Source organism: Nonomuraea sp. NPDC001699 (assembly GCF_053596455.1).
In genome coordinates, this window is record NZ_JBSFGF010000017.1 from 140,106 (window position 1) to 157,150 (window position 17,045).

At 71.9% G+C, this 17,045-nt stretch carries 18 protein-coding genes; 10 read left to right on the forward strand and 8 right to left on the reverse strand.

Annotated elements, in window-relative coordinates:
- Positions 1-69 precede the first annotated feature (69 nt).
- Positions 70-894, forward strand: a complete 825-nt coding sequence (locus ACWCSU_RS37430) for a trypsin-like serine peptidase (RefSeq protein WP_449941525.1) — start codon at positions 70-72, stop codon at positions 892-894.
- Here ACWCSU_RS37430 and ACWCSU_RS37435 read toward each other — a convergent pair.
- From ACWCSU_RS37435 to ACWCSU_RS37445, 3 genes are read right to left on the reverse strand one after another with little or no spacing between them, the layout of a single operon-like run.
- Positions 878-1,762, reverse strand: coding sequence for a Gfo/Idh/MocA family protein (locus tag ACWCSU_RS37435; RefSeq protein WP_357694028.1), 885 nt, complete (start codon positions 1,760-1,762; stop codon positions 878-880). The genes ACWCSU_RS37430 and ACWCSU_RS37435 overlap by 17 nt on opposite strands.
- Entirely contained in the window at positions 1,759-2,670 is a 912-nt protein-coding gene (locus ACWCSU_RS37440; RefSeq protein ID WP_357694031.1) for an NAD-dependent epimerase/dehydratase family protein, read from the reverse strand. Before ACWCSU_RS37440 ends, ACWCSU_RS37435 begins: the two co-directional genes overlap by 4 nt.
- Before the next feature lie 2 nt (positions 2,671-2,672).
- A complete protein-coding gene (locus tag ACWCSU_RS37445; RefSeq protein ID WP_357694033.1) occupies positions 2,673-3,026 on the reverse strand; it encodes a YrdB family protein in 354 nt (117 codons plus the stop codon).
- Between the two features lie 117 nt (positions 3,027-3,143).
- Between ACWCSU_RS37445 and ACWCSU_RS37450 the strand changes: the two genes are divergently transcribed.
- A complete protein-coding gene (locus tag ACWCSU_RS37450; protein ID WP_449941527.1) occupies positions 3,144-3,839 on the forward strand; it encodes a TetR/AcrR family transcriptional regulator in 696 nt (231 codons plus the stop codon).
- 69 nt (positions 3,840-3,908) lie between these two features.
- Here ACWCSU_RS37450 and leuA read toward each other — a convergent pair whose 3' ends face one another.
- Both leuA and ddaH read right to left on the reverse strand, forming a co-directional pair.
- Positions 3,909-5,615: a 2-isopropylmalate synthase gene (leuA, locus tag ACWCSU_RS37455; RefSeq protein WP_357694038.1), complete on the reverse strand. Its 1,707-nt coding sequence runs from the start codon at positions 5,613-5,615 to the stop codon at positions 3,909-3,911.
- A gap of 239 nt (positions 5,616-5,854) precedes the next feature.
- The gene (gene ddaH, locus ACWCSU_RS37460) at positions 5,855-6,601 is read right to left on the reverse strand and encodes a dimethylargininase (protein ID WP_449941531.1); all 747 of its coding nucleotides are present in this window, start codon (positions 6,599-6,601) and stop codon (positions 5,855-5,857) included.
- Between the two features lie 38 nt (positions 6,602-6,639).
- On the opposite strand from ddaH, the gene ACWCSU_RS37465 reads away from it, so the two are divergent.
- The 6 genes from ACWCSU_RS37465 (at position 6,640) to ACWCSU_RS37490 (ending at position 13,476) form a co-directional block, all read left to right on the forward strand.
- The gene (locus ACWCSU_RS37465; RefSeq protein WP_364086829.1) at positions 6,640-6,885 is read left to right on the forward strand and encodes a DUF2630 family protein; all 246 of its coding nucleotides are present in this window, start codon (positions 6,640-6,642) and stop codon (positions 6,883-6,885) included.
- 57 nt (positions 6,886-6,942) lie between these two features.
- Positions 6,943-7,932: a GNAT family N-acetyltransferase gene (locus ACWCSU_RS37470; RefSeq protein WP_449941532.1), complete on the forward strand. Its 990-nt coding sequence runs from the start codon at positions 6,943-6,945 to the stop codon at positions 7,930-7,932.
- An 11-nt stretch (positions 7,933-7,943) separates the two neighbouring features.
- Positions 7,944-10,061, forward strand: a complete 2,118-nt coding sequence (locus tag ACWCSU_RS37475; RefSeq protein ID WP_449941535.1) for a glycoside hydrolase family 6 protein — start codon at positions 7,944-7,946, stop codon at positions 10,059-10,061.
- A gap of 107 nt (positions 10,062-10,168) precedes the next feature.
- The gene (locus ACWCSU_RS37480) at positions 10,169-11,479 is read left to right on the forward strand and encodes an MFS transporter (RefSeq protein WP_449941538.1); all 1,311 of its coding nucleotides are present in this window, start codon (positions 10,169-10,171) and stop codon (positions 11,477-11,479) included.
- Positions 11,480-11,488: 9 nt separating this feature from the next.
- The gene (locus tag ACWCSU_RS37485) at positions 11,489-12,154 is read left to right on the forward strand and encodes a response regulator transcription factor (RefSeq protein ID WP_357694051.1); all 666 of its coding nucleotides are present in this window, start codon (positions 11,489-11,491) and stop codon (positions 12,152-12,154) included.
- Positions 12,151-13,476: a sensor histidine kinase gene (locus tag ACWCSU_RS37490; protein WP_357694052.1), complete on the forward strand. Its 1,326-nt coding sequence runs from the start codon at positions 12,151-12,153 to the stop codon at positions 13,474-13,476. The genes ACWCSU_RS37485 and ACWCSU_RS37490 overlap by 4 nt, the downstream gene beginning before the upstream one ends.
- Here the strand turns inward: ACWCSU_RS37490 and ACWCSU_RS37495 are convergent.
- Positions 13,467-14,366 carry a TAXI family TRAP transporter solute-binding subunit gene (locus ACWCSU_RS37495; RefSeq protein WP_397042748.1) on the reverse strand — a complete coding sequence of 300 codons (900 nt, stop codon included), beginning with the start codon at positions 14,364-14,366 and terminating at the stop codon, positions 13,467-13,469. The two genes, ACWCSU_RS37490 and ACWCSU_RS37495, sit on opposite strands and share 10 nt — an antisense overlap.
- A 26-nt stretch (positions 14,367-14,392) precedes the next feature.
- Between ACWCSU_RS37495 and ACWCSU_RS37500 the strand changes: the two genes are divergently transcribed.
- Together ACWCSU_RS37500 and ACWCSU_RS37505 are read left to right on the forward strand one after the other, a co-directional pair.
- Complete coding sequence (locus ACWCSU_RS37500; protein ID WP_397042750.1) at positions 14,393-15,124, forward strand: Mut7-C RNAse domain-containing protein; 732 nt, start codon at positions 14,393-14,395, stop codon at positions 15,122-15,124.
- A gap of 235 nt (positions 15,125-15,359) precedes the next feature.
- The gene (locus tag ACWCSU_RS37505; protein WP_449941543.1) at positions 15,360-15,929 is read left to right on the forward strand and encodes a hypothetical protein; all 570 of its coding nucleotides are present in this window, start codon (positions 15,360-15,362) and stop codon (positions 15,927-15,929) included.
- Between the two features lie 9 nt (positions 15,930-15,938).
- On the opposite strand, the gene ACWCSU_RS37510 is transcribed toward ACWCSU_RS37505, so the two are convergent.
- Positions 15,939-16,178: a DUF397 domain-containing protein gene (locus tag ACWCSU_RS37510; RefSeq protein WP_357694061.1), complete on the reverse strand. Its 240-nt coding sequence runs from the start codon at positions 16,176-16,178 to the stop codon at positions 15,939-15,941.
- Complete coding sequence (locus ACWCSU_RS37515; RefSeq protein WP_357694064.1) at positions 16,169-16,942, reverse strand: helix-turn-helix domain-containing protein; 774 nt, start codon at positions 16,940-16,942, stop codon at positions 16,169-16,171. The genes ACWCSU_RS37510 and ACWCSU_RS37515 overlap by 10 nt, the downstream gene beginning before the upstream one ends.
- Positions 16,943-17,045 lie beyond the last annotated feature (103 nt).

Below are 17,045 nucleotides of genomic sequence, written 5' to 3' on the forward strand. Positions count from 1 at the left end.
ATCCCCCACTTAGGTAAACCTTGGTGTCGCAGGTCAGGGCATTGATCATCTTCCCCGTAGAGTGGGAAGGTGCTCAGGTTGGTACTGTCTCTGGTCCTGCTCGATCCGGCTGGCGTCACCGATGTCTCACAGCGCAGCGTCCCCGTCCCCCAGGTGCTGACCCCGGACGGCGACCGCCTGGGCTACGCGCCGGTCCCGCGCCCCTACACGGGGGCGCGGCGGCTGACCGGGGTGCTGCTCGGCCATGATCCCGTCACCCGCACCGACGTGTGGTGCGGGGGCGCGGTCATCGGCTCGCGCAGCCGCAGCCTGGTGCTGACGGCCGCGCACTGTCTCTACCACGACGGCCGGCCGCTCAGGCGGCTGGCCTTCATGCCCGGCTTCGACCGGGGCAACCCGCGGCTCGGCGTCTGGTCCGCAGTGCGGACCTGGGTGCCCGACCGCTGGAAGGCCGCCCCCGACTCCCCCGACGTGCTCCCGTACGACGTCGGCCTGGTCGGGGTCGTCAAGGGCAAGCGCCCGCTGGAGGCGGTGGTCGGCCAGGGCCTGCCGCCGCTGCGCACGGGCCGGGGCGCCGGGCTGCGCGGGCTCGAACTGCTCGGCTATCCGGCGGGCAAGCGCTACCCGGGCACGCAGATGTACCGATGCCTGGGCGACGCGGTGGAGGGCTCGACGGTGGGCCCCGGGGTGATGGTCACCCGCAACTGCCACGCCGCCGCCGGGGGGAGCGGCGGCCCGGTCCTGTACGGCGACTCGGTGGCGGGGGTGGTCTCCTCCTCCAGCCCGTTGAGCGACACCGACGGCTACACGGTGCTCGCCCGGCTGGGCGGGACGACGTTCGACCGCATGTTCGCCAGGGCCGACGAGTCGATGCGGATCAGGAAGCCAGGCTGACGGCCTCCTCGCAGATCGCGTGGGTGATCAGGGCGTCGTCGGCGCCGATCACCCGGCCCTCGCGGACCGCGAGCAGGAACTCCTGGCAGATCTGCTCGATGCCGCGCTGCCGGGCGACCGGCACCCAGTCGGGCCGCCGGGTGAGCGTCTCGCCGCCCTCGTAGTCGAGGACGTCGCCGAGGTTGACCACGCGCCGCTTGATGCCGTCGCCCATGACCTCGCAGGTCTCCTCGCCGGCGCCGCTGACCCGGTTCATGACGCCGATCGCGGTGAACCCGGCGCCCGACAGCTCCAGGACGATGTGTTCAAGCAGGTCGCGGCGGACGCGGGTGCGGATCCTGGTCTCGGTGACCGGGCCGGGGGCGAGGAACCTGAGCGTGTCCACGACGTGGATGAAGTCCTCGAAGATGGCCCGCCGGGGCGCGTCGGGGTAGTTGTCGCGGTTCTTCTCCATCAGCACGAGGTGGCGGGGAAGGGCGAGGAGCCCGGCGTAGCCGGGGGCGAAGCGACGGTTGAACCCGACCATGAGCGACCGGCCCTCGGACTCGGCCAGGCGCACCAGGCGCTCGGACTCGGCGAGGCTGTAGGCGATCGGCTTGTCGACGTAGACGTGGATCCCGGCGCTGAGCAGCGGCTCGACGATCTCCGCGTGCGCCTCGGTCGCGGCGTGCACGAACGCGGCGTCGACCCCTGCCTTGATCACCTCGTCGACGCTGGTGGACCGGTCGGCGACGCGGTAGGCGTCCCCGAGCCGGTCGAGCCGCGCGGTGTTGCGGGTGCAGAGGTGGAGGTCGAGGGACTGGGCGGCGAGCACGGGAAGGTACGCCTTCTCCGCGATGTCGCCCAGGCCGATCATGGCTATCTTCATCCGTCGAGCGTAGCCCTCAGCGCGGCCTCCATCGGCGTAGGCGCGACGCCGAAGACCTGCTGAAACGCCGAGGAATCGAGCACGAACGGCGCGGTGAACTGGTAGCGCACGTGCCGCAGCTCGCCGATCATGGGCGAGAACAGCCCGGACACCCGCAGCAGCGGCCACGGCAGCGTGCTCATCTTCGGCGCCGGCAGGTCCAGCAGGGCGGCCATCCGCGCGCCGACCTCGCGGAAGGTCATCGGGTCGTCGGTGGGCACGTGCCAGGGGCGGCCCCAGGCCCGCTCGTCGGCGCCCGCCGTGATCAGGGCGTCGGCCACGTCCGGCAGGTAGGTCCAGCTGTGCGGGACGTCGGCCGGGAAGACGAGCCGGACGGTCTTGCCCGCCCTGAGCGCCGGGATGAAGCGGGTGCCCAGGTGGGACTGGTCGGTGGCGCCTGGGCCGAAGAAGTCCGAGCCGCGCACCTCGGTCGCCCTGATGCGCCCGGCCCGGTGGGCGGCCAGCGCGTCGTGCCAGATCTTCGCCCGCACCTGGGCCTTCGGGGTGGTGGAGGCGAGCGGCAGGTCCTCGGTCATCGGGCCGGTGACGGGCCCGTACGGGTAGAGGTTGCCCAGGATGGCGAGCACGGCCCCGCTCGACTCCGCGGCGGCGAGGAACGACTCGGCCATCGGCGGCCAGTCGGTGAGCCAGCGGTGGTAGGCCGGGTTGACGCAGTTGTACAGGACGTCGGCCCCCTTGCTCAGCTCGGACAGCCGGGCCTTGTCGGCGACGTCGGCGGCCACCCTGACCGTCCCCTCGGGGCCGCGGCCCGAGCGGGTCACGACGACGACCTCGTGCCCCTGAGCGGCGAGCTTGGTGGCCAGATGCGTGCCGACCTGGCCGGACCCCACGACGACGTGCTTACCCATGATCAGACCTGCTTCCAGATGACGCGGAGCACCGCGTTGACGACGAAGACGGCGGCGAAGACGATCGCCGGGGTGACCCGGCCGGCGGCGTAGAGCGCGAGCGCGCCGCCGCCGAACCAGAGGATCTCCAGCACGGCGCGGGCCAGACCGGTCAGCGGGATCGTGGCGTTGGCGCCGCCCCCCGCGCCGAACAGCGCCCACGCGGCGATGAACAGCGCCGGCCCGCCCAGCCCGGCGAGGAGCTTGATCGGCCAGTTGGGGCTGAGCGTGAACCCCCAGTACGCCACCGCGCCCAGCACGCCGAGCTCCAGGAAGAACATCAGGACGGCGTTGGCGTTCTTGGCGAGGGCGAGCATGGGGGTCTCCTGTGGGGGTGCGCTGTTCGCTTACGAGAGCAATGCTCTCTCAAGAGAGCGGCAATCGTCAAGAGCAGTGCTCTCGTTTTTTGCTAGTGCTCTGATAATCTGCTGTCCATGACAGCCAGCCGTACCGCGCGAGAACGCGTGAGAGCCGAGCTCACCAGGGAGATCACCGACATCGCCCGCCGCCAACTGGCCACCGACGGCGCCGGCGGCCTGTCGCTGCGGGCCGTGGCGCGGGAGATGGGCATGGTCTCCTCGGCCATCTACCGCTACTTCCCGAGCCGCGACGACCTGCTGACCGCCCTGATCATCGACGGCTACAACGCGCTGGGCGAGGCCGTCGAGCAGGCCGAGGCAGCCTGCCCGCGGACGGCCCACCTGGACCGCTGGCTGGCCGCCGGCCACGCCGTACGCGACTGGGCGGTGGCCCACCCCCACGAGTACGCGCTGATCTACGGCTCGCCCGTGCCCGGCTACCAGGCGCCGCAGGACACCGTCGTGGCCCGCCTGCGCGACGTCACCGTGCTCGGCGCGATCGTCGCCGACGCCTGGAACGCCGGCGCGCTGCACCCGCCGGCCACTCCCGAGCCGCCCGCCGAGGTGGCCGCGGACGCCGACAACATCCGCGCCCTGATGTCCGGCGTGCCCGACGACGTGGTGTGGCGGGCGATGGCGTCCTGGGCGACGCTCTACGGCTGGGTCAACTTCGAGGTGTTCGGCCAGTTCAACAACACGATCGAGCGCCGGTGGGCGGCCTTCGACCACGCGCTGCGCCTGGCCGCCGGGGAGTTCGGGCTCGCCACGTGAACGGCCCGCCACGACACGGAGAAGGGCAGGAGCGCGGTGCTCCTGCCCTTCTCCGCCCGACCGGACGGTTCAGCGCGCGGCGCGGTTGACCGCCGAGATGATCGCCTTGAGCGAGGCCGTCGTGGTGTTGGCGTCGACGCCCACACCCCACAGCACCTGCCCGTCGACCTCGCACTCCAGGTAGGAGGCGGCCTTGGCGTCGCTGCCCGCGCTCATCGCGTGCTCGACGTAGTCGAGGACCCGCACCTTGATGCCGACCCCGGCGATGGCGTCGATGAACGCCGAGATCGGGCCGTTGCCCACGCCCGAGATCTCCCGGATCTCACCGTCGAGGCGCACGTCGGCGCCGATGCGGTCTTTGTCGTCGACGGTCGACTCGTGGCGGTGGGCCATGAGGCTCAGGCGGCCCCAGCGGTTGGCGGGGTTGGGCAGGTATTCGTCGCGGAAGATCTCGTACATGGCGGCGGGGCTGATCTCGCCGCCGTCGGAGTCGGTACGGGCCTGCACGACCTTGGAGAACTCGATCTGCAGCCGGCGCGGCAGGTCGAGCTGGTGGTCGGCCTTCATGATGTAGGCCACGCCGCCCTTGCCCGACTGGCTGTTGACCCGGATGACGGCCTCGTAGGAGCGGCCGATGTCCTTCGGGTCGATGGGCAGGTAGGGCACCGCCCAGGTGAACTCGGCCACCGGCGTGCCGGCCGCCGCGGCGTCGCGCTCCAGGTGCTCGAAGCCCTTCTTGATGGCGTCCTGGTGGGAGCCGGAGAAGGCGGTGTAGACCAGCTCACCGCCCCACGGGTGACGCGGGTGCACCGGCAGCTGGTTGCAGTATTCGGTGACGCGGCGGATCTCGTCGATGTCACTGAAGTCGATCTCGGGGTCGACGCCCTGGGAGAACAGGTTCATGCCCAGCGTGACCAGGCAGACGTTGCCGGTGCGCTCGCCGTTGCCGAACAGGCAGCCCTCGATGCGGTCGGCGCCCGCCATGTAGCCCAGCTCGGCGGCGGCCACGGCGCTGCCGCGGTCGTTGTGCGGGTGCAGGGACAGCACGATCGAGTCGCGGTGCTTGAGGTTGCGGTGCATCCACTCGATCTGGTCGGCGTAGATGTTGGGCGTGGCCATCTCGACCGTGGCGGGCAGGTTGATGATGACCTTGCGGTCGGGGGTGGGCTGCCACACCTCGTTGACGGCGTCGCACACCTCGACGGCGTACTCCAGCTCGGTGCCGGTGAACGACTCGGGCGAGTACTGGAAGCGCACGTCGACGTCGGTGGCGTCGGCCAGCTTCTTGACCAGCTTGGCGCCCTCGACGGCGATGGCCGTGATGCCCTCCCGGTCCAGGCCGAACACGACGCGGCGCTGGAGGGTGGAGGTCGAGTTGTACAGGTGGACGATGGCCTGCTTGGCGCCCTCGATCGCCTCGAAGGTGCGCTCGATCAGCTCGGGCCTGGCCTGGGTCAGCACCTGGATGGCGACGTCGTCGGGGACGCGGCCCTCGTCGATGATCTGCCGGATGAAGTCGAAGTCGGTCTGGGAGGCGGCCGGGAAGCCCACCTCGATCTCCTTGTAGCCCAGGCGCACCAGCAGCTCGAACATCTGGAGCTTGCGGTGGGAGTCCATCGGGTCGATCAGGGCCTGGTTGCCGTCGCGCAGGTCTACCGCGCACCACCGGGGCGCCTTGGTGATGACCTGGTCGGGCCAGGTGCGATCGGTCAGCCTGATCGGCTGGAACGGCTCGTAACGATGGGCCGGCATGGGGCTGGGCTGCTGGGCGTTCATGTCTGCTGCTCCTCGTCGGTCGAGTGAAAGCGGCCGACGCGCATGACTGGCTCCGCGACGAGGGAGCCGGCCTTACAGGCCCTCGCCGCGGCAGCTAAGAAGCAGCCCGCGCAGCATGCCAAGCACGCTACCAGACGTCTCGGGATACGCCGCCCCTGATCTCACATCATGAGAGCCGATCGGTCAACCAATGGGAAAACGCCTGGTGGGGGCCGTGAAATTCCGGCTCGCCCTGTCCTCTAGTCCGGGATGAGCACGCTCAGGCAGGTGACGCAGCCCTCCAGCCGCTCGAATTCCGAGATGTCCACCGTCGTCACGGCGAGCCCGCGCCGCTCCAGCATCGCCGCCGTCCCCGGGGCAGAGGCGGCCAGCAGGACGCGGTCGCCGCCCAGCGGCACCACGTGCGCGCCCGGCTCCTCCGGCGGTTCCAGCAGGTCCGGCAGCTCGACGCGACCGGGATCGCCGATGAGCGTCCCGTCGGGCAGGGCGGTCACCGCCGACTTCAGGTGCAGCACGCCGCGCAGGCCCACCGGCACGATCCGGCGCTCGGGCAGCAGGGCGGCGAGCTGGCCGACGCCCTCGTCGTTGGTCCGGCCCGACCTGCCGACGTACACGGTGGGGCCGACCTGGAGCACGTCGCCGCCGTCCAGGGTGCCGGGGCGGGCGATCCTGACGGCCTTCAGGCCGAGCTCCCGTACGGCCCGCTCCACCGACTCGACCTCGGGACGCCGGTCCGGCGCGCCCGGCCGGGTGAGCACGGCCAGCCGTCCCGACACCACCACGGCGTCCTCCACGAACGGCGCGTCGGGCAGATGGTCGGCGTCCTCGGCGTAGACGGGCCGCCATCCGGCGGCGGCCAGCGCCGCGACGTAGGCGTCATGCTGGTGACGTGCACGCTCGTGGTCCACGGGTTCGCGCTCGATGTGCGTGACGATGCCCTCGGCGATCCGGGGGCCGGGCTTCCTTACCAGCGCGATACCAGACATAGGGCGTGTTCTATCACGCAGTCGTTAGAGTCTTGGGCATGCGGGACGACGAGATTCTCACCAGGATCAGCGCTCTGGTCACCGAAGAGCACGAACTGCGCGGCAGGCTGTCGGCGGGCGAGGTCACCTCCGACGAGGAGCACGCGCGCGTCAAGGAGCTGGAAGTGGCGCTCGACCAGTGCTGGGACCTGCTCCGGCAGCGCCGGGCCAGGCGCGGCGCGGGCGACGACCCCGACGGCGCGGCCGTCCGCCCGGCCGGCGAGGTGGAGAACTACCGGCAGTAGGGGCACCGGCGGTAAAACGGCTGGCCGGAGGCGGCGCCGATGCGATTGGCTGGACGGATGCACATCCAGCCAATCGACTTCGACCGGCCGGGCGAGCTGATGACGGGCCTGTACGACGCCTACCTGGCCGCCCACGCGCACGAGCCCGGCCCCAAGTTGTCACTCCTCCGCCTGTCCGTCATCGCCCGCCTGGGCCCTCCCGGCGACCGGGTCGAGACCTGGGTCCTGACCGACGGCGGCGAGGTCGCCGGCGGCTACAGCCTGGCGCTCCCTCAGCACGACAACCGGCACATGGGCTGGATCTTCCCGCTCGTGGTCCGGCCCGAGCTGCGCGGCCGCGGCCTCGGGACCCAGCTGTTCGAGCACGCGCTCGGCCGGATGCGTGCCCACGGCCGCACCCTGCTGCTCACCGAGACCCCCACCACCGGCGTCGGCGCCCGCTTCGCCCGCGCCCACGGGATGACGGTCGCTCTCCAGGAGGCCCGCCGCACGCTCGACCTGCGCACGGCCGACTGGGACGCGCTGCGCGGCATGCTGCCCGAGGTCCCCGGCTACACCGTCGAGCGCTTCGCCGGTCCGGCCGGGCCGGAGCTGCTGGCCGACCTCGCCACGGTGATGAGCGGCATGAACGACGCCCCGCGCGACGCCGACGTCCAGGACATGACCTTCAGCCTCGACCGCCTGCGTCTGCGCGAGGAGCGCGTCACGGTCGGCGGCGAGACCTGTTACACGATGATCGCCAGGCGCGACTCCGACGGCGCGCCCGCCGGTTACACGCGGATCTACCTCGCCGCCGACCGCTCCGACGGCTGGGGCCACCAGACCGACACCACCGTCCTGCGCGAGCACCGCGGCCATCGCCTGGGCCTGCTGCTCAAGATCTCCAACCTGCTGTGGCTGCGCGAGCGCGAGCCCCACCTGGAGCGGATCATCACCTGGAACGCCACGTCCAACACCCACATGCTGGCCATCAACGAGGCCATGGGCTTCGAGCTGCTCGACGAGTGGGACGAATGGCGGCTGACGGTCCGCCCCCTCGCCGAGTAGCCTGACGAGTCATGACGTCGGAGGCGCTGAGGGACGGTGATCCGCGGCAGGTGGGGCGCTACGCCCTGCTGGGCCGGCTGGGCGAGGGCGGCATGGGCGTCGTCTACCTGGGCGAGGACCCCGGCGGCACGCGGGTGGCCGTCAAGCTCATCCACGCCAGGATGGCCTCCGACCCCGACTTCCGGCGGCGGTTCGCCCGCGAGGTGGCCGCCGCCCGGCGGGTCGCCCGTTTCTGCACCGCCCCGGTGCTCGACGCCGACGTACGGGCGGACGTGGCGTACCTGGTCACCGAGTACGTCGAGGGGCCCAGCCTCGACGACGCCGTGCGCGACTCCGGGCCGCTGAAGGGCTCGGCGCTGGACGGGCTCGCGGCGGCCATGGCGATGGCGTTGCGCGCCATCCACGGGGCCGGGGTCGTGCACCGGGACCTCAAGCCGTCGAACGTGCTGCTGTCCCAGGTGGGACCCAAGGTCATCGACTTCGGCATCGCGCGGCTGGCGGACGCGGAGATGAGCAGCGCGATCGTGGGGACGCCGTCGTACATGTCGCCCGAGCAGGTGGCGGGCTCGCCGGTCGGGCCGGCCTCGGACGTCTTCTCGTGGGGCTGCACCGTGGCCTTCGCCGCCGGGGGGCTGCCGCCGTTCGGGGCGGGGTCGGTGCCGACGATCCTGTTACGCATCGTGAACGAGGCTCCCGAGCTGCGCGGGCTGTCGGGGCCGCTGCTGGACCTGGTGACGGCGTCCCTCTCCAAGAACCCCGCCACCCGCCCCACGGCCCAGCAACTGATGGACCACCTCAGCACCACCACCCCCGCAACCGCCCTCCCCACCCCACCCCCCTCCGAGGCCCGGACTCCCCCTCCCCCACCCACCACCGACGGGCGGCGCACTCTTCCCCCTTCTCCCCCCGAAGGGACGGACGGGACGGCTCCCCCCGAAGGGACGGACGGGACGGCGGCGGGAAAGCGGCGTACGAGGCTGCTGGCGGCCTCCGCGGCCGTCGTGCTGGCCGCGGGCGTCACCACGGCCCTCCTGTGGACCCGCCACGACACCGCCACCCCCCGTACGACCACGCCCACCACCGACCAGGGAACCCCCGCCCGAACGACGACCCCCCGCAACCCCCTCCGCGAGAACGGCGTCACCTTCTACTCCGAGAAGGAGAAGGCCGCCGCCCGCCAGGCCGCCGTGTGGCGGAAGGACCGCCCGGCCGACGCCGCCCTGATGGACCGGCTGGCCGCCGTCCCGCACGCCGTCCGCCTGAACCAGCCCGAGGTCAGGGCCACGGTCGAGACCGCCGTGACCGCCGCCCAGGACGCGGGCGGCGTGCCCGTGCTCCTGATCAACTACATGCCGGGCGGCGGCGACTGCGCCGCCGTCGGCGCGGGCGAGATGCGGGTCTACCAGGAATGGGTCAAGGGCGTCGCCCGCCAGATCGGCGACCGCAAGGCCGTGATCATCCTGGAGCCCTCCAGCCTGGTCAACCTCCCCGGCACCAAGGACTGCAAGCTGGCCGGCACGGCCGAGCAGCGCTACCGGGACCTGCGCGAGGCCGTGCGGTCGCTGCGGACCGGGCACCCCGGCACGGCCGTCTACCTCGACGGCAGCCAGGACCTCTACCCCGGCACCGAGATCATGGCCCGGCGCCTGATCGGCGCGGGGATCGACCAGGCCGACGGGTTCTTCGTCAACACCGCCTCCTTCCAGCGCACCCCGAAGGCCGTCGAGTACGGCAAGTCGCTGTCGGCCTGCGTCGCCGTCATGCGCAGGACGGGCGGCACGACCTGCCCGAAGGACGCCGACCCCGGCGGCGACCTGCCGCACTTCGTGGTGGACACCGCCAGGAACGGCCAGGGCTCGTGGACGCCGACGAAGAAGTACGCCGACCCGCAGGTCTGGTGCAACCCGCCGGGCCGGGGCGTCGGCGAACGGCCCACGACCGACACCGGCGAGGAGCTCGTGGACGCCTACCTGTGGATCACCCGGGCGGGCAGCTCCGGCGGGCGCTGCCGGCGCGGCACGAACGGCGACAAGGACCCCGAGCGCGGCGTGGTGGCCCCGGAGAGCGGCGAGTGGTGGGCCGATCTCGCGCTCGAACGCGCCAGGAACGCGCAGCCTCCGTTGCGCTGAGAAGAACCCGATGTTAAGCGCACGTTAGATCTGAGCCGCCGACCTTGTCCGAACAACCTTCTGGGGAGAGGCTCTGGCCTGCATCCACTCCCCCCAGGAGGTCCTACATGAACAAAGCGCGCGTGCCGTGGAAGGCAGTGATCGGCGGCTCCGTCGGCAATCTGGTCGAGTGGTACGACTGGTTCGTCTACAGCAGCTTCGCCGTGTACTTCGCCGCTTCGTTCTTCCCTGACGGGGACGACACGGCCAAACTGCTCAACACCGCGGCCATCTTCGCCGTCGGCTTCTTCATGCGCCCGCTCGGCGGCTGGCTGCTCGGCCGCTACGCCGACCGCCGGGGCCGCAAGGCGGCGCTCACGCTCACCGTCACGCTGATGTCGGCCAGCGCGCTGCTCATCGCCGTCGCCCCGACGTACGAGTCGGTCGGTTACGCCGGCGCGCTGGTCCTGGTGGTCGCGCGGCTGCTCCAGGGCCTGTCGGTCGGCGGCGAGTACGCCGCCAGCGCCACCTACCTGACCGAGGCCACCCCCCGCGGCCGGCGCGGCTTCGCCTCCAGCTTCCAGTACGTCTCCATGACCGCCGGCCAGCTCGTCGGCCTCGGCCTGCAGATCATCCTGCAGAACACGATGTCGAAGGAGGCCCTGAACTCCTACGGCTGGCGCATCCCGTTCGTGGTCGGGGCCGTGGCCGCCGCCGTCGTGTTCTACCTGCGCCGCAGCCTGCTGGAGACGGAGGTGTACGGCGAGGAGGAAGAGGAGCGCCGGGACAAGGGCACCATCAGGCAGCTCCTCGCGCACAAGAAGGAGGCGCTGCTGGTCATCGCCCTGACCATGGGCGGGACGGTCGCGTACTACACCTACACGACGTACCTCACCAAGTACCTGTCGAACACCGCGGGTCTGGCGAAGGAGACCGCGACGCTGGTCAGCTTCTGCGCGCTGTTCATCTTCATGTGCATCCAGCCGCTGGCCGGGGCGTTGTCGGACCGGATCGGGCGCAGGCCGCTGCTGATCACGTTCGGGATCGGGTCGATGCTGGGGACCGTACCGTTGATGAGCGCGCTGGGCGGGGCGAGCGGCTTCGGGGGCGCGCTCGTCCTGTCGCTGGCCGGCCTGGTCATCGTCACCGGTTACACCTCGATCAACGCCGTGGTGAAGGCCGAGCTGTTCCCGACGCACGTGCGCGCCCTGGGGGTGGCGCTGCCGTACGCGATCGCGAACGCCCTGTTCGGCGGCACCGCCGAGTACGTCGCCCTGTGGTTCAAGGACAAGGGCATCGAGTCCGGCTTCTTCTGGTACGTCTCCGCCTGCGCCGCCGTGTCCCTGGTCGTCTACCTGACCATGCGCGAGACTCGCGACGTGGCGCTGTCCCGCAGCGAAGGCGCCGAGCCGTCGGATCCGGTCACCGCCCGCGTCTAACCTGGCCATATGCGGGTTCTCCTGGTCGAGGACGACGATCGTCTCGCCTCCGCGCTCACCACGGCGCTGGCCCGGCACGGCCACTCGGTCACCCGCGCCGGCCTGGCCGTCGACGCCCTCCGCCTGGCGGGGGGCGTCGACTTCGTACTGCTCGACCTGGGCCTGCCCGACATGGACGGGCTCGACGTGCTGCGCCGGCTGCGCCGCGTCTCGGCGGTGCCGCTCATCGTGGTCACCGCGCGCACGCAGGAGCGCGAGGTGCTGCGCGGCCTGCGTTCGGGGGCCGACGACTACCTGGTCAAGCCGTTCCGCACGGTCGAGCTGATGGCCCGCATGGAGGCGGTGATGCGGCGCGGCACGCGTCCGATGCCGGTGCGCGACCACGTGGTGTGCGTCGGCGACGTGCGCATCGACCTGGAGTCGCGGCAGGTCACGGTGGCCGGGGAGCCGGTGACGCTGACCAGGCGCGAGTTCGACGTGCTGGCGCTGCTGGCCCGCGAGCCGGGCGTGGTGCGCAGCCGGGAGGAGATCCTCGACGAGGTCTGGGGCGACCCGCTGCTGTCGGCGTCCCGGTCGCTCGACGTGCACGTGGCGGGGCTGCGGTCCAAGACCGGGCGTCCGGGGCTGGTGGAGACGTTGCGCGGCACCGGCTACCGGCTGGGCTCGACGGGATGAACACGCGTCTGGTGGTCACGTTCACCACGTTGATCGTCTTCCTGATCGCGGCGCTGGCGGTGCCGCTCGGCCTGGCCTACGCCTCCCACCGGACCAACCGCCTGCTGCTCGACCGGCGCGCCGACGCCACCCGGTTCGCCGAGCTGGCCGACGCGGCGGCCCGCGACGACGACCGTACGGGCCTGATCACCGAGGTCTCCCGGTACGCCGACCTGTACGGCGCGGCCGTCCGGGTGCGCGACCGCGACGGCTCGATCCTGGTCTCGGCCGGCCGCTTCGAGGCCGACGACCGGGAGGCGACCCGGCTCGCGCTGTCCGGCCGCACGACCGAGGACCTGCCCACGGTCAGCCCGTTCGGCCCGGCCACGGTGCTGCTGGCCGAGCCCGCCGGACGCGACGCGCAGCTGTCCGGCGTGGTGCTGCTGGAGGCCCCGACCGGCCAGGCCCGGCTGGACGTGTCGCTGGTGTGGGGCGCGCTGGCGGCGGGGGCGCTGGTCGCGCTGGCCTATTCGGCGCTGGCGGCCCGGCGGCTGGCCCGCTGGATCCTGCGGCCGGTGACCGAGCTCGACCGCACCACGCGGGCCATCGCGCAGGGTCAGCTCGACGCGCGGGCGCATCCCGGGGTGGGCCCGTCGGAGCTGCGGCGGCTGGAGGAGCGCTTCAACGCGATGGCCGACGCGGTCTCGGCGGCGATGGAACGGCAGCGGGCGTTCGTGGCCGACGCCTCGCACGAGCTGCGCACCCCGCTCACCGTGCTCGGGCTGCGGCTGGAGAACCTGGAGCCGCACCTGCGCGAGGAGGGCACGGCCGAGTACGCCGAGGCGATGTCCGAGCTCGACCGGCTGGCGCTGCTGGTGGAGGACCTGCTGGCGCTGGCCACTGTCGAGGCGGGCGCGGGCCTGGCGGGCAAGGAGGTCGCGCTCGGCGGGCGGCTGGCGGTGTGGCGCGAGGTCTACGCAGCCAAGGGGGTGTGCCTGGTGGCCGACGTCCCCGCGGGCGCGCTGGTGCCGGAGGCGGCGGCCAGGATCGCCGACATCGCCCTGGACAACGCCCAGAAGTTCGTCCCCGAGGGCGGCACGGTGACGGTCACGCTCGACGGCGGGGTCCTGCGCGTCGCCGACGACGGGCCGGGGCTGGGCGAGGAGGAGCGGGCCGAGGCGCTCGGGCGGTTCTGGCGGTCGGGGGCGCACGCGAACGTCCCGGGCAGCGGGCTCGGGCTCGCCATCGCCGCCGAGCTGGCCAAGGCGTGCGGGGCCACACTGCGGCTGCTGCCCGCCGTGCCGCACGGGCTGGTGGTCGAGCTGGCGCCGGGTCAGCCGTAGACCGAGCGGTAGTAGCGGGCCGCCCCCGGGTGCAGGGGCACGACGCCGGTGCCGATGGCGTAGCGCCGGTCGAGGCGGCCGCCGGGGGCCGACGGGGCCTGGAGGCGGTCGCGGGCGCGGAAGAGCGTCTCGGTGACGGTGTAGGCCAGCTCGTCGGGGAGCGTCGTCCGGCACATCAGGTAGCTCGGCGTGCCGACGGTCGGCACCTGCCTGGCCAGCCCGTACGCGCCCGCGGGCACGGCGGCGTGCTCGTAGACCGGCCCGTAGCGGCGGCGCAGCACCGGCACCAGCGACTCCAGCGGGACCAGCGCGATGTCGTCGAGCGCGGCGAGCGCGGGCGTCGGCACGCCGCCGGACCAGAAGAACGCCTCGATGCGGCCGTCGCGCAGCTCGGTGACGGAGGCGTCGAGCCCGAGCCTGGTGATCTCCGGCGGGGTGCGCAGCCCGGCGGCCGCCAACACGCGCGTCGCGGTCACCGCCGTGCCCGACCCCTCGACCCCGATCGACACCGGACGCCCCGCCAGGTCAGCGACGCCGGTGATCCGCGCGCCCTCGCGCACGACCAGATGCACGTAGTTCATGTACATCCGGGCCAGCGCGGAGACCGGCTGGTGGCGCACCCGGACCGCGTCGTCGGCGCTGTCGGCCAGCGCGAACCCGACGTCGGCCCGGCCGCCGGCCATCATGGTGAGGTTCTGGACGCTGGCCGCGGTCTCCACCACCCGCACGGTCAGCCCGTCGTGCCGCAGCTCGCCCGCCAGCCGCTGCCCGAGCGCGCCGTACGGGCCGCCCGCCAGCCCGGTGACCAGCCGCAGCTCGGCGGGCCTGGCCGTGGAGCAGCCGGCCGCGAGCGCGGCGAGCCCGAGGAAGGCTCGGCGGGAGATGGGCATGATTTCACGGTATCCGGTCCCGCAGAATGGACAGCGTGACCGAACGGGACGCACGCCTGCGCATCGCCGCTGAGCTGAGGATGTTCCTGCCCGTGAGCCGCCGGCGCGAGTGGCATCGGGTGACCACCGACGGCACCTCGACGCTCGGCCATCACGTGGAGTCGCTCGGCATCCCCTTGACCGAGGTCGGCCCGATGGTGTCGGACGGCCGCGGCGTGCCCCCCTCCCACCTGCTCGCGCCGGGCGAGGCGGTCGAGGTGCGGCCGATGCCCCGCCCGCAGCCGCTGCCCGCCGAGCCACGGTTCCTGCTCGACGTGCACCTCGGCACGCTGGCCCGGCGGCTGCGCCTGCTCGGCGTGGACACCGCCTACCACAACGACATGGACGACCCGGCGCTGGTGGTCCAGGCCAACGAGGAGCGGCGGGTGCTGCTCACCCAGGACCGCGGCCTGCTGCGCCGCCGCGCGTTGTGGCTGGGGGCCTACGTCCGCGGCTCGCGCCCCGCCGACCAATTGCGCGACGTGCTCGAACGGTTCGCGCCGCCGCTGGCCCCCTGGACGCGCTGCACGGCCTGCAACGGCGTGCTCGTGCCGGTGCCGAAGGAGGAGGTCGAACCGCTGCTGGAGGCGGGCACCCGGCGCAGCTATGACGCCTACGGCCGGTGCGGCGACTGCGGCCAGGTCTACTGGAAGGGCGCGCACAGCGACAGCCTTGAGGAAATCGTGCAGTCAGCGCGTATTTGGGCCAATAACCCCTGATTCACGCTTGGTGAACGACCGTCAAGTTGATCTCAAAAACACCCTCGGCCGGGGGTTACGCGGACGATCAAGGGTATGAGCAGGGGAAACGGCATCACCCGAAATCGGGTGCAGGCCGACACCCTTCCACCCCGTTGAGTAAAACACTCCAATTCGACGTTTATCCCGAAAAAATGGGACACGTCGCGTTTCCGCGTATCCATCTCGCGGCGCACGATCGGGGGAAATATCGCACATGGCCAAGAACCGAAAGCTCGGCCACAGCGCCGGGTCCGCTCCACGCGTATGGAGCGCCAGAAGGAAGTGGGCGACCGCCATCGTCGGCATGGCCACGACGCTGGTGGGCCTGCCCGGCGTCGTGGCGAAGTACAGCCAGGCGCAGAGCGAGCGGGAGACGCCCCGGCTCGCCATCACCGCGCCCGTCACCGGCCCCGGGGCCACCGCGCCGCCCTGCCCGCTGGTGAGAGGCACCGCGACGCTGCCCGAGGGCACGTCCCTGCTGGTCGGGGTGCGCCGGACGACCGGCACCCCGCGCACCAGACGCACCCGCTTCTACCGCGTCGACACCGTACGGGCCTCCGGCCAGTGGGACGTGCCCGTCTCGCTCGAAGGCGGCGACCCCTCGATGGCCGGGGAGTGGTATTCGATCACCGCGCTCGCCGTGCCGACCGAGTGGAGCGACTTCCTGGAGAAGGTCGGCGGCACCCCGGGCGATCCACTCGTGGCCGCGTCCGCGATGCCGCCGCACGAGGGCGAGACGCCCTCCATCGAGGTCCAGCGGGACGCCGGTCCGGCCACCTGCTGAACCCCGCCGTCACGCGCGGTCGAACTCTCTCGCCTTCACGCCCGCCAGGAACGCGTCCCACTCGGCGGGCGTGAAGAACAGCTTGGGTCCGTCGGGGTCCTTGGAGTCACGCACGACGACCAGCTCGTCCTGCCCGACCTTGTGCTCAGGGCCGCCATGAACGTTCTTGAGCTCGGCGATCTCGACGCAATTGCCGCCGTTGTCACCGGAAAAACTGGACTTCTGCCACCGGGCGAAGCTCAGGTCCATCGTTCCACCATGGCTTTCTTTATCGTTTCAAGGGACATGCTCAAGGGCAGCGCCTCGGTACGGATGGCCTCGAACCGCTCCACGGCCGCCGAGACGTCCTCATGATCGCTCGTGGTGATGCCGCGCACCGCTGTTTCCGCGTACAACACCTCGGAGCCTCCGTCCAGGGTCGCGATCACGAAACCACCCGTCAGGCCGGAGTGCAACCCGTGCGGGAGGACCTGGATGCTGAGCCGGGGGGTGACCACGTCGAGCAGCCGTCGTAGTTGCCCCTTCATCAGCTCCGGGCCGCCGATGGGCCGGAACAGCACCGCCTCGTCGAGGACGCAGCGCAACGACGGCGGGTCGTCGCGGGCGAGGATCGCCTGTCTTTCCAAGCGGGCGGCCACCGCGGCCTCGTTGCCGCGCAGCACGGCGCGGGCGTACTGCTCGGTCTGCAACAACCCCGGCACCAGCAGCGGCTCGTAGGTCCGCAGGGTGAGGGCCGCCTGCTCCTTCTCGTGCCACTTGCCGAACCAGGAGGGGAAGATCTGACCCTTGCGCCAGTCGAGCAGGCGGCGCAGCGCTCCGCCGGTGGCCAGGGCCTTGTCGCAGGACTCGGCGAACTCGGGGCTGGCCGGGAGCTGGCCGGTCTCGACGCCGCTGATCAGGCCCTCGCTGAAATGGATGCGCTCAGCGAGTTGCCCCTGCGTCAGGCCCGCCGCCTTCCGGTAGTGCCGTAGCTCTCTGCCCCAGATCGCCTGGGGCGCGTAGAAGTCGACCATCTCGCCCTCCCCTCGCCCGAGTTCAACGCCGACGGCCCGGACTTCAAAGTCCACTCCTTGCGACCGGGCCACTACCGACCGTAGTCAAGTGGCGTCACGCTGG